Raw genomic sequence first — 13,095 nt, 5'->3', positions numbered from 1 at the left:
TTGCCTAGTGGAGGCTACGCCGACATCCCGCCTGCGGGGCACCGATATTCATCGGTATCTAAGGACTTGCGACTTGTTGCTTAAAGCTTGCCCCTGTCGGGGTTTTTAAGTAATAAAAGAACCAGGATGTGTAGAATTGATGACTATCAACTGTAAGCATGATAGGCCAATGGTAGGCAGTTTTGGAGCGTGCACAGCTGATAAATAGTGTGTGTACAAGCCTGATGTAAAGTAGGAATTATGTAACATCGCTATCTCTGGATAAAATGGATTATTTGGCTACAAAACTATACAAATATTTATGGAATGTAAGTATGATGTAAGAAAGCAGCCCATTTCCCTTGATAGCAACATTGATTGAGTAGTACAACCCCTTACTTATTAGCACTTTATTGACATACAGTTGAGTAATACATCGATTATCAAGTCAAAAAAAAAGCTAGGTGCTGGTATAGCAAAGTAAGATTATGGCAAAGAACCAATGTTTGGGTTTTTAGGTTTGCCTTGCAGAGTTCAAAGCAGGGAAAAAAAAGAAAAAGTGGTCCGGTTGGCAGATGTTTATTAGGCTTTATGTAAAAAAGCCTAATATAGGATTCGGTGATCGGCAGAAAAAAATAAAACTGCGAAGTTTAAAAAAGTTAAACCTGGCAGTTTATAATATCAACTCATGTTGAGTTTTGTGTATAAGTTACTTTTTGATTTGTACCTTGGTACGCCTTGGAGGTGGAGATGCTTGATATAAGACAAAATTAAATTTAAGACGACTCACATCACTCAAACACTCTCCGTCTTCGAGCAGGGCCATGTTATAGCTTGGGTAATACCAATTAACCGTGACTTTGCCTCCGTTTTGTTCATACCTTTTCAAGGTTTTGAGTAAATTAGTGATCACTTTGGCGGAGCTAGAATTGAAATATTCCATGCGGAAACTCCACACCATTTCTCCTTTGATTTTTTCAGTATATGCGTTCAACCAGTCAAATACAGGTTGATAAAATTCAGATGCATTCTCTATAAATGATTCACCAATTATGTCACACTTTCCGGTTTGTGCATTTAATTTTACAGAAGGATTAGTAAAAATCTTTTTACTTTCCTTTAATATCAGATTCCTCATGCTTGTTTTAAGTAATAATGCCATCACTAATGAAAACCAGTGAATAGTCATTTTGCAGGTCAATAATAGTAAATATGAGCGCTGAAAAGGATCAACTATGGTTTAAGAGATATGCTTTGGTTAGAGTATATATGTTATAATTTAACACCCCAAAATTAACTAAAAAAAATAACATCTCTTAAAACCAGGACTTGTCTCATGTCCATGTTCAGATAGTTTGCCTCAGGATTTTACATTTTTTCTAGTAAAACTTCTTGTCATCACACTCAAATTGACTGGCTTCATGAAAGATTTTGGGTAAAAACCGATAAAAAAGGCTATATAAGTGCTTTGTTTCAATTTTTAGCAAAATAATATGTTAAGTGTAAGTTTCACCAACAAAAAACACTTACGTATCAAGCAAAAAATGGCTTTTTTGCTCAATAAACGCTGACTGACTGCATTGGATGACCACATAATAATCAGACAAATCAACTATACAATATCAATCACTTTTTTTAGTAATGTGATTTCTGTTTATTGCTCTAAAGCTACTCAACCGTTTACGATCAAGTGGGGTGCTCATCATAAACGGTTGGATAGTGTATATATAATATAAGGAGTGCGCTAGAATTTACGTTTAAACACTTCTGACATAATAAAGGCTTTGCGCACATCTGAGGCATTTGTCATTATTTTTTCTCGCTTTCTTTTTTTACTATCCGTTACCGACTTGGCGTGTTCTAATTGGCTTTGTTGCTCTTCAGACAAAGTAGATACTGACCTGGCATGCCCCAAACGTTTTTTTTGTGCCTGCGACAAACGCTCGTCTGCCACTCGCCTGGCATGCTCTTGTTGTGCTTCTTGTATCTCGGCAAAGTCGCTGATAGGCTGCAAGATTTGCGAATCGGTCGTGGGAGAATATTCTTTTTCTTCTTGTGTTGGTTTATCCAGGTCTTTTGATAGCTCCTTCAGAAAGCTTTGCAACTCTTGGTTTTGGCTTGATGACGACGAAGTAGCAGTAGTTTTTGGGGCAGGTCTTCGTGGAGTAGGTTTGGGCTTGTTGCCTACGTTTTTCTTCTTTTTACCTGCATTGTTTGATTTATAAATCAGGTAAATGATTGCAATGACAATGTATGCAAATATTTGAAAGTTGTCCATAATAACAAATATAACAAAATTCAGTAAAAACCATCATATCGGATCAAAAACCTGCGCTAAACCTCTGCACTGGAACACCAAGTATGAGCTGTTAATTTACTTAAAATGTAGCAGTGGTGATTTACTTAGGTGTGATGATTGCAGGATGTTTTGCGGTTATTGCCTTGAATCTACTTTAAAAGCATGGCACGATTTTCACTAGTAGCCATGTTTAAGGTAGTTATACGAATTTTAATCGTGACACCCCCTCATTTACAAGGAGTTGATTAATCTATGATGGTACAACAAAAGCAGTGTTCTTTTATGCATACCCTCATCATATACGAACCTGAACCAGCACAATGCCTGACTTTTACCAAGTTTTGCTGGCAATTGTCAATGGTTATTAAGCTAAAGAAGTTGATTAAATGTCAAACATTTTAAGAAATATATTTTTATTGATATGGTTGGTTTTATGCACAATACCTGTAGCGCATGGGCAAGAAGATGACATTGTGCAGGTAACCTCATTTGATGAAACAACAGACGACTCGAGAGATTCTGTGGTTTTTCGTCAAAAATATGTGATCGGAATCAAAGAAGCTCCTCCCTTTGCCATTAAAAACCCTGATGGCTCCTGGACTGGCATTAGTGTAAACCTCTGGGAATCTATTTCGGCAAAACTCAAGATTAGTTTTAGATGGGAAGAACGCGGTATGTCAGGTTTGTTAAAAGGGGTACAAGACGGTTCGTTAGATGCTGCCATTGCTGCCATTAGTATTACCCGTGAGCGAGAAGAGCTGGTAGATTTTACGCATCCTTATTATGTTACAAGTTTAGGGATAGCAGTACGCCCCAAAGAAGGGAGTATTAAACTGCTCATCTCTCGTATTTTATCTCCTCGCTTTATCAGCACCATAGGAGCACTTATTGCCTTGTTTCTTATTTTTGGTGGGCTTATCTGGCTTTTCGAGCGTAAAAAAAACCCTGGGTTCGATGAATCTTTTAAAAAGGGGATCGGCTCCGGATTTTGGTGGGCTGCTGTTACTATGACTACAGTAGGCTACGGCGACAAAACGCCTATTACAGCTGGCGGAAGGTTTATTGCCATTATCTGGATGTTTTTCACCATTTTGTCGGTGTCTAGTTTGATCGCAGCCACCTCATCGGTGCTCAACTCAGACCCTCCCGAACACAAGGTGGAGAATGTACGTGACCTGGCAAAAATTAAAGTGGGTACGGTAAAAAAATCGAGCAGTTTACAGTATTTGCGTAGAAACCGGGTATTGCCCAAAATATACGCCACCCCACTTGAGGGTATGCAGGCAGTAAAAAACAAAGAAATAGATGCCATGTTGTACGATGAACCTTTGATGCGATACCTTATCAAACAAGGGCGAGTAAACAACCTCAAGCTCTTACCTTATAAATTTAAGTATCAATACTATAGTGTGTGCCTCCCTTCGGGCAGCGACCTTCGCGAGGGCATTAACCTTATATTGCTGGAAAAAACCACTGAACCCCACTGGAAAGACCTCTTGTTTAATTATTTGGGTAGGACAGAGTAGTTTGCACTTAAATTACTCTGGTTAGGTACTTTCCACTCCGCACCAAAATTTTCTGATAAATCGACAAAGTGCTAGGCAAGTTTGCCTTCTTTAAATTTCTTTCGTCGGGAAAAAAGCCAGTTATTTAACGATAAACGCTCTTTACCTGTGGGTATCATAAAATGGTCATGTGTTCTTTTGTATACACATAGCTCCTCATAAGACTTCATCCATACATCTTCTAAAAATGACCAAATAAAACCTGCCTTCTCTAAGTAATGGAACTGAATAATTTGATCTGGAGACAAAGCGAACTTTGACCATTTTGAATGCCTTGAATTACTTTATTACTTCACTAAACCTTATCTCCAACTCAATACTTGACTAAGCACCAAGAGCAACCACGATAAGCTCTGTTCATAGCCCCAAGTGGACCTGCCAACCGGCATTTTCAGGTTCATGGCTACATCAGTTGAACGAGGTCTCTACTTTGTTTTTTGTTAAAAAACCATCGAATAGTCTTAGTCAGATATTAAAAATCGAGGGAGTTTTATGAATTTAAAAACATACAAGCACATTTTTTTTGTAGGATTTGCATTGCCCATTCCCGTTTGTAAATTGTGAACAAATCCAACAATATTTGTGTGTTGTATGGGTAGAAAAGAAACCTAAGGTGGGTAAACACTTCCTTAATAACAAACTATCTGTAAAACACCATCCTTTCGATAAAGCCAGTTACCCAAAACAACGCATGGCTTTACCTAAATTGAACAATTAAAAATGAAAAAAAGAACCGATTGGCATATAATGACCGCCACAGAAGCAGTCAAAATGCTAAAAACCAACAGCAAAATCGGCCTTACCCAACAAGAAGCAGATAAAAGGCTACAAAGCCACGGCCCCAATGTGCTTACCCAAAAAAAAGGCGAAAGTTTATTAAAGATTTTTCTCAAAGAGTTTCATCAGCCCCTGGTATATATTCTGATCATTGCAGGAATCGGTGTAGGAATTTTGCAAGAATGGGTAGAGATGATCGTGATTTTTCTGGTGGTCATTATCAATTCAGTCATAGGCTTTGTCGAAGAGGTAAAAGCACTCAGGGCAATTCAATCTTTGTCAAAAGAGCTCAACGCTGAAAACACAGTCATTAGAAACCAGGAAAAGAAGATGGTTTCAGTAACAGATTTGGTACCAGGAGATATCGTTACCCTGCAATCTGGTGACCGGGTTCCTGCCGACTTACGTCTGATTCTGACCAAAGATTTACAAATAGATGAGTCTGCGCTCACGGGAGAATCTATCCCTTCAGATAAACAAGCCAATTCATTAGAAAAAAACGTGGTATTGGCCGACCGTACCAACATGGCGTATGCATCTACTTTGGTAACACATGGAGTAGCTACTGGTGTAGTGGTGAATACCAGCGACCAAACCGAAATTGGGAAGATTAATCAAATGATTGCCTCAGCAGATATATTGGCTACTCCCCTTACCCGAAAAATTGCCGGATTTAGTCGCTTTGTGCTTTCTATCATTTTAATTTTAGCTGGGCTTACCATCACAGCGGGCATTTTGAGAGGCAACGAATTGAGTGACGTGTTGCTGGAAGGGGTAGCGTTGGCGGTAGGTGCTATTCCAGAGGGCTTGCCTGCGGTAGTTACCATTACCCTCGCCATTGGTGTATCGCGCATGTCAAAAAGAAAAGTAATTATTAGAAAACTACCTGCGGTAGAAACCCTGGGCAGCACTACTGTGATTTGTTCTGACAAAACCGGCACACTTACTCAAAACGAAATGACAGTACAACGGGTGCTGGCAGGCGGCAAAACTTTTGGGGTAAGCGGAGAGGGGTACCGTCCTTTGGGTGAGTTTACCCTAGAAGCACCACCAACTCCGGAAAACAAACAACTCCCTATCTCTAAACCGCTTGAACAAGACGCCTCCTTTGCGTTGAATGAACTTCTTAAGGCGGGACTGCTTTGCAACGATTCACGGTTGTTACAACAAGACGAGTTATGGAAAATTGAAGGGGACCCTACCGAAGGTGCTTTGCTTACTTCTGCCCTCAAAGCAGGCCTTGACACAGATAAACAAAACAAACTGACCCCTCGTGTAGATGTCATTCCTTTTGAATCGGAATACCAATACATGGCTACTTTGCACCAAAAAGATGATGTACATGTAATGTATGTAAAAGGGTCTATCGAAAAAGTGCTGGCTGCCTGTAGCAATGCCTTGGACTGGAATCACGAAATTCACCCAATTGACCACCAGGAAATCCAACATAAAGTACAGGAGTTTGGTGAAAAAGGAATGAGAATATTGGCATTTGCCCGCAAAGAGTTTCCCAAGTCTACCAGCGACATAAAACACGGTGATGTACAAGAAGGGCTCACTTTTTTGGGTTTGCAAGCAATGGCTGATCCTCCCCGCCCCAACGCCATCAACGCAGTAGCTGCCTGTAAGTCGGCAGGCATTGAGGTAAAAATGATTACAGGAGATCATGTAGTCACTGCGGCAGCTATAGCCAAAAAATTAGGTTTACACGACGATAAAGCTGCCAACCAAGAGATTACGGGTGCAGTCATGAATGAATTGAGCGAAGAAGAATTTGTTCAGGCAGCCAAAGAAAAATCAGTATTTGCAAGGGTAAGCCCAGCTCAAAAGCTCGCTTTGGTAAAGGCACTGCAGCAAGAAGGGCACATAGTGGCCATGACTGGAGATGGGGTAAACGATGCTCCTGCCTTAAGGCAAGCCGATATTGGGGTAGCTATGGGCATTACAGGTACCGAAGTAGTAAAAGAAACTGCTGACATTATATTAACAGACGATAACTTTTCAAGCATCAAGGCTGCTGTAGAAGAAGGAAGAAGAGTATTGGATAATTTAGTCAAGTTTATTATCTGGACTTTGCCCACCAATATCACCGAAGGAGTAGTTATTTTGATTGCGTCTCTGCTGGGGTTGGCTTTGCCCATTACTCCTTTACAAATTTTGTGGATTAATATGACAACAGCGATTTTTTTAGGCTCTATGCTGGCTTTTGAGCCCCTGGAACCCGACGTGATGCAAAGACCTCCCCGCAACCCCAAAACACCTTTGATTACATCGCCTCTTATTTGGAGAATTTGCTGGGTAAGTGGTTTGTTAGTGGCAGGGGTATATGCAGTCTATCATCAGGCCATCAGAGCTGGTGCGCCTGCGCAGGAGGCGCAAACCATTTGTGTCAATATCATTGTTTTTGGCGAACTGTTTTATTTATTCAATACCCGCTCCCTTGAATTCTCTCAGTTCAAAATAGGCTTTTTCTCCAACCTCTGGCTTGTATTGGGCGTAATTATCATGACTAGTTTACAGCTTCTGCTGGTATACTCCCCTTTTATGAACAAGATATTTAATACCGCCCCTATGAGCCCAAAATCCTGGGTAGTAGTCTTGGCAATCAGCTCGTTGTTGTATGGCTTGGTAGAGTGTGAGAAAACCATCAAAAGATGGAAAAAACACGGCACTTTTACTTCTAATGTACACTTGCTTCGCAAACCAAAACAATGAGCCGCTTCAATCGACATTGGGTAGTTTACCCCAAGCGTAATAAAAAAGCCCATTTGCAAGGCAGGGTATAATAACTACCCTGCCTTTTCAAATGGGCTTTATACATTCTGTAATCCACTAAAATCAACAAAGCTTAATAATCTTCTTCTTCGTCTTCTTCATCAAAAGAAAAACTAGAGGGATTAAACATGCTACTGAGCAAGTCTTTGAACTGTAAGCCACGGCTGAGGGTATTTTTGCTCAGCATAGAATACTCTGCCAACCCGTGTAGGGCAAACTCCATCAAAAACAATTTAAGTTCGTAAGTTTCGCGGGCGTGGTACTCTTCTACCAAATCTTCCAGTCCGGCTACCTTTAGCAAAGTATCTTTATAATCGGCATGGCTCAGGTCATTCAACAAATCTATGGTATTGCCGTTGCCAAACCAATCAGTCACTGGTTTGTAAGGGTTTTTATCTTTTTGTTTTTTCATCTTTTCCGGATCAGGGAAAAAAGTCAAAAACATGGCTCTTACCGTTTTACCAATCAGGTTTTGCGCTACAATCAAAGGTCCCTCCTGCTCTCCTTCATACACCAGCTCTACCTTGCCGGTAATTGCCGGAATCACTCCCCATAAATCGCTCAGGCGCGCCTGAGTATGCGTTTCGCCATTGGTAAGTGCCCTTAACTCTGCCGCACTTACCAGGTTTTCGTAAGCCGAGATAGTCAAACGGGCTGACACTCCACTTTTAATATCTACATACTCGTTTTGACGCGCTTCTATGGCCAATTGCTCTATCATGTTCTGGAGCACATCATTTACTTCTACCGTTTCTTGCTGAGCTGGGGCAAGCTTTGCCTCTTGTTGAGTAATCTTACGCCCTATTTCTATAGAGTTAGGGTAGTGTGTAATAATTTGGCTGTCGATCCGGTCTTTGAGCGGAGTAACAATGCTGCCCCGATTGGTGTAATCTTCGGGGTTTGCGGTAAAAATAAACTGAATATCAAGCGGCAAACGCACATTAAACCCTCTAATCTGAATATCGCCTTCCTGCAATATATTAAAAAGTGCTACTTGAATACGTGCCTGAAGATCGGGTAGCTCGTTGATCACAAAAATGCAACGATGCGAGCGGGGTATCAAACCATAGTGAATGACGCGCTCGTCGGAGTAAGGTAGTTTGAGGCTGGCTGCTTTAATAGGGTCAACATCACCAATAAGGTCGGCTACCGACACATCAGGAGTAGCTAGTTTTTCGGTATAACGCTGACCACGGTGTAACCACGACACAGGGGTACCATCGCCGTGCTCGGCAATCAGGTCACGGGCATTTTTTGACAATGGTTGCATTGGGTCATCGTTTAGCTCAGACCCCGCCACTACTGGAACATACTCGTCCAACAGGTTTACCATCATACGTGCCATGCGGGTTTTGGCTTGCCCACGCAACCCTAACAAGTTGATGTGGTGTCGAGAGAGAATGGCACGCTCCATATCAGGTATCACAGTTTCTTCATACCCCCAAATTCCATTGAATACAGGCTCTTTTTGCTGAAGTTTTTGCACAAGATTGTAGCGAAGTTCCTCTTTGATAGATATAGGTTCATAGCCAGCTTTTTTTAGCTCGCCCAGTGTCAGTATAGAAATTGTATCTTTTTGGGTAAATTTTTTACGGCTCATTCAGATTGTTTTTTTTAAAGGAATTGATTCTGTTGTAATAGACAAAACAGTGGTTTGACTTAGTAAATGTATATTTTGTATGTGTAACTTGTTTTTCAACCGCTACATAGTTGTAATTTAATTAAATTAAATTATAAATTAAAAGCTTTTTACAAGCGCTGTAGTTACAGCATGATAATTAGCTTTGAATATTTGCTTGAAATTAATCATCTTTCATTTGCTGTACGTTTACACTTTTTTTTTCTAAGGAATGGACAAAAAATAACTTTTCCTTCTGGAGATGGTCTTTCTTCCTGATATTTCGTTACTTTTTTCGTCATAGCTAAGGCTATGCCTGCAAAAAGTGCCTCAGCTCAGAAAGAAATTCCTACCACCAGATAGGTAACTTATTTTTCAACCATTCCTAAAAGGTTAATTCACTATGACACAAAACTTAAAACTTTGGCTTGTTTGGACTATTATAACCTGTTCGACTATTTTTTTGTTAAAAGATTTTGCTTTAAAAAAAGATCTGCCAAAAATTATCACAAAAAAAACACCTTCCAGGCTTGACCTGCCTACAATAGGGGCGGTCAATGATATCAAGGAAAACCTGAAAGGGCGCTATGCGTATGAACTTGCCCGCCTGGCTGACCCACGTACCCAACAAGTGCCTGCCAATATAAGGCATAAAGAGCTCAGGTTTGCCCAAAGTATATCACAAAATACAGTCAGGCAACGTACCACCGAGCAACAATGGGTACAACGAGGACCTTTTAACATAGGAGGGCGTACCCGTGCCCTTGCAATAGATGTGAGCAACGAAAGCGTAATTATAGCCGGAGGAACATCAGGGGGAATGTGGCGCAGTGAAAACAGCGGAGCAAGTTGGCGCAAAACCAATGGCGAAACAGAGGTGCAAAGTGTCACTGCGATAGTACAAGATACCCGTGCTGGCAAAACCAATACCTGGTATTATGGTACGGGCGAACTCAGGGGCAACACAGCCGCCGGAGGAGGAGGTGCCTTGTACAGAGGCAACGGTATTTTTAAGTCCACCGATGGAGGCAATAGCTGGAACCCACTTGCCGCTACCACCAACCTCACCCCACAGGTATACGACAATGCCTTTGAATATGTATGGAACCTGGGCATCGACACATCTAACACCACCCAGGATGAAGTATACGCGGCGGTTTTTGGTACCATTGCCAAGTCTACCGATGGAGGCAATAGCTGGACCAAAACACTAGGGTATGACACCAACTTTGTGGCAAGGTATACCGATGTGGCTGTATCGCCTAAAGGAGTCGTGTTTGCGGCCTTAAGCAATACTTCTTTGGGAAGCCCGGTAGGTACTGTCAGTGGTTTTTATCGTTCGACAGATGGCTCTAACTGGGTCAACATTACTCCAGTGGGTTTTCCAACTATACACGACCGCACCGTGATGGCTATTTCGCCTACTGACGAAAACACTGTCTATTTTTTGAGCAACACGCCTACTCAAGGGTTCCCTTATAGTTTATGGAAGTATACTTACCTGGCAGGCGATGGCTCGGGGCTGGGTGGGCAATGGACAAATCTGTCGGGCAATGTTCCCCGCTTAGGAGGCAATCAGGGCGATTATAACTCACAAGAATCGTTTAATATGCTCATTGATATTAAACCAGACAACTCCAATATAATGTTTATTGGTGGTACCAACCTTTATCGTTCAACAAACGGGTTTACTACACCCGCTGCCAGCTGGATAGGTGGCTATGACCCAAGTGGAGGATTTGGTTTTTATCCTGGGCACCATCCCGACGTACACAAGGTGGTATTTTACCCCTCTAACCCTAACAAAATGCTATCGGCTACCGATGGGGGTGTTTACCTCACCAACAACAACATAGCAAATGCAGTAGAATGGATAAGTTTTAACCAAGGGTACTTTACTACTCAGTTTTATTCGGTAGCCATAGACCCTCAGGCAGAGTACATTGTAGGCGGTATGCAAGACAATGGCAGTTATAATACCAATACAACAGATGTAACCACCCCCTGGACAGCATTGCTGGGGGGCGATGGCTCTTATTGTGCAGTAGGTGCTCAATCGGTGTATGTGTCGGCACAAAATGGGCAAATCTATCGTTTGGCTTATAACAACCAGGGGGAGTATCAGGGTTTTGCCCGAATAGATCCTTCGGCAGGGAGGGGTTATGCATTTATCAACCCTTTCATTATAAGCCCCAACAACCAGTTTGAAATGTATTTGCCAGCAGCTGATACCTTGTGGTACAATGGCAATACTGCTGAGATCACACTAGGCAGTAATGATCCGCCTTCTACCAATTGGCAAAACATAGACCGTTTGCCCAACCCTGATGATTACATCACTGCTTTGAGTTTGTCAGAGGTCAATAAAAACACCCTTTATTATGGTACTGCCACTGGAAAGTTGTATAAAATGACCAACGCCAGCAACAACCAACGACAACGTACCGAGCTTACAGGTAGCAACTTCCCTGCGGGCTACATCAACTGCATAGCCACCAACCCCTTAAACGCCCAAGAATTGATAGTGGTGTTTTCTAATTACAACATTCAAAGCCTGTATCGCAGCATTGATGGTGGTACCAGTTGGGTGGCTATTGGTGGCAACCTGGAAGAAAATACAGATGGTACAGGGAATGGTCCTTCGATAAGGTGGGTCAGTATTTTACCGTTGGCTAACAATATTACCCAATACCTGGCAGGTACAAGTGTGGGGCTATTTGCTACTGACAATATCAACGGAGCCGCTATTACCTGGGAACAGCAAGGTAAAACTACTATAGGTAATGCAGTGGTAAATATGATACAGGCAAGGTTACAAGATGGCCTGGCTGTAGTGGCTACACACGGCAGAGGCATATTTAGTACCCGTTATGCCAATCCTTATGGGGTGGCTTCTACCGATGGCTTTGCCCTGGAACAAAACTTCCCTAATCCTTTCCGAACGCTTACCACTATTGGGTACAGGCTAGACAATGAGTCTAAAGTAACGTTGACTGTGTTTGACCAACAGGGCAAAAAAATCAATGTTTTGGTAGATGCAGTGCAAAGTGCAGGAAATCAAACCGTAGTTTGGAATGGTGAAACGGGTAGAAATCGCCCAGTAGTAAACGGGGTATATTTTTATGAGCTTAAGGTCAATGGTAAGAAGCGCACCAAACGAATGTTTTTGGTTAAGTAGGCACTTGTTGTATTGGCATATTTGAAAAAAAGCCTTCTGTATGAAGGCTTTGAACAACTAAAAGTTAAGCAATAAAAAATATTGGTTATTGATGGGTTCGTTCTTTCAAAAAGGTGCCATCTACCGCAAAGACTACTTCTAATTGGTGGGCAAATGCTACGGCAAACAAAGAGGCTCCTTCTTTTTTGGTAAGTTTGTATGCCTCAGCACTAACCTGGTCGGCATAGTTGGCGGCTATGTAGTCTTGAGCCGGTTGGGGCAAGTCAGTGGCAGCTATGCTTTCTTTGCTCATTTCACATCCTTTTTTGCCTTTCTTACCTTTTTTTTGTGCTGCTTTTTCTTCTAAAAAATTACCCGATGCATCAAAAGTCAGCGCTTTACGCGTATCCAAACGTACCATAATCTTTGTGGTACCATCAGGGGTGGTCATTTGAGCCGCCTTTACCACATTGGCTCCGGCATAGTGAGTGGCGATATAATCACTCATTGTTTGGGGTAAAGCAGTTAGTTCTATACCATTACACTTTCCTCCGTCTTCGCTATAATTGCCAGCATCGTGGCTTTCTACGGTTACTCCATACACCACACTGCCTTCGGTTCCAGTCATTTTGACTGCTTCGGTAATGCGCTGCCCGCCAAAATCCTGATGAGCGGCATTGAGTACCAGTACTGGTAAGTCTGTGGCAGCAATGCTTTCTACTGAGCCAGTAGTAATGCCAGGATTTACGGTTTCTTGTTGTTGGCAAGCAGTAAAAACACACATTGCCATTGTACAAACAATTCCTGTCAATAGTTTTTTCATTCTTTTGATGATTTTATTCAAATACACTGTGCCACTTTATTAGTTTTAAACTCAGGTGGCGGTTTACTTTAAGAAAGCACTTCTTTGGCAAGTTGTACTACC

Annotated in this window: 8 protein-coding genes; 3 read left to right on the top strand and 5 right to left on the bottom strand. The window is 41.8% G+C overall.

Features of this window, described 5'->3' with window-relative positions; all coding sequences use genetic code 11:
* Positions 1-688: 688 nt before the first annotated feature.
* On the bottom strand, positions 689-1,168 hold the full coding sequence (locus tag M23134_RS20290) for a DUF1987 domain-containing protein (protein ID WP_002699304.1): 480 nt from the start codon (positions 1,166-1,168) through the stop codon (positions 689-691).
* Between the two features lie 555 nt (positions 1,169-1,723).
* Positions 1,724-2,257, bottom strand: a complete 534-nt coding sequence (locus tag M23134_RS20285) for a hypothetical protein (protein WP_002699302.1) — start codon at positions 2,255-2,257, stop codon at positions 1,724-1,726.
* A 407-nt stretch (positions 2,258-2,664) separates the two neighbouring features.
* On the opposite strand from M23134_RS20285, the gene M23134_RS20280 reads away from it, so the two are divergent.
* A complete protein-coding gene (locus tag M23134_RS20280) occupies positions 2,665-3,804 on the top strand; it encodes a transporter substrate-binding domain-containing protein (protein ID WP_002699300.1) in 1,140 nt (379 codons plus the stop codon).
* A gap of 71 nt (positions 3,805-3,875) precedes the next feature.
* Here M23134_RS20280 and M23134_RS20275 read toward each other — a convergent pair whose 3' ends face one another.
* Complete coding sequence (locus M23134_RS20275) at positions 3,876-4,091, bottom strand: helicase associated domain-containing protein (RefSeq protein WP_002699299.1); 216 nt, start codon at positions 4,089-4,091, stop codon at positions 3,876-3,878.
* Positions 4,092-4,563: 472 nt separating this feature from the next.
* On the opposite strand from M23134_RS20275, the gene M23134_RS20270 reads away from it, so the two are divergent.
* Positions 4,564-7,335 carry a cation-transporting P-type ATPase gene (locus M23134_RS20270; protein ID WP_002699296.1) on the top strand — a complete coding sequence of 924 codons (2,772 nt, stop codon included), beginning with the start codon at positions 4,564-4,566 and terminating at the stop codon, positions 7,333-7,335.
* A 133-nt stretch (positions 7,336-7,468) separates the two neighbouring features.
* On the opposite strand, the gene M23134_RS20265 is transcribed toward M23134_RS20270, so the two are convergent.
* Entirely contained in the window at positions 7,469-8,995 is a 1,527-nt protein-coding gene (locus tag M23134_RS20265; protein ID WP_002699294.1) for a hypothetical protein, read from the bottom strand.
* Positions 8,996-9,416: 421 nt separating this feature from the next.
* Here M23134_RS20265 and M23134_RS20260 point away from each other — a divergent pair, with 421 nt between their 5' ends.
* Positions 9,417-12,191 (top strand): WD40/YVTN/BNR-like repeat-containing protein, encoded by a 2,775-nt coding sequence (locus tag M23134_RS20260; RefSeq protein WP_053337337.1) that lies wholly within the window; start codon positions 9,417-9,419, stop codon positions 12,189-12,191.
* Between the two features lie 85 nt (positions 12,192-12,276).
* Here the strand turns inward: M23134_RS20260 and M23134_RS20255 are convergent, their stop codons facing one another.
* Positions 12,277-12,993: a PepSY-like domain-containing protein gene (locus tag M23134_RS20255; RefSeq protein ID WP_082226620.1), complete on the bottom strand. Its 717-nt coding sequence runs from the start codon at positions 12,991-12,993 to the stop codon at positions 12,277-12,279.
* Positions 12,994-13,095 lie beyond the last annotated feature (102 nt).

The sequence above is a fragment of the Microscilla marina ATCC 23134 genome (assembly GCF_000169175.1).
GTDB classification, from domain to species: Bacteria; Bacteroidota; Bacteroidia; order Cytophagales; family Microscillaceae; genus Microscilla; species Microscilla marina.
The sequence above is the reverse complement of the archived record's forward strand: the minus strand, read 5'-3'. Positions and strand labels throughout refer to the sequence as shown.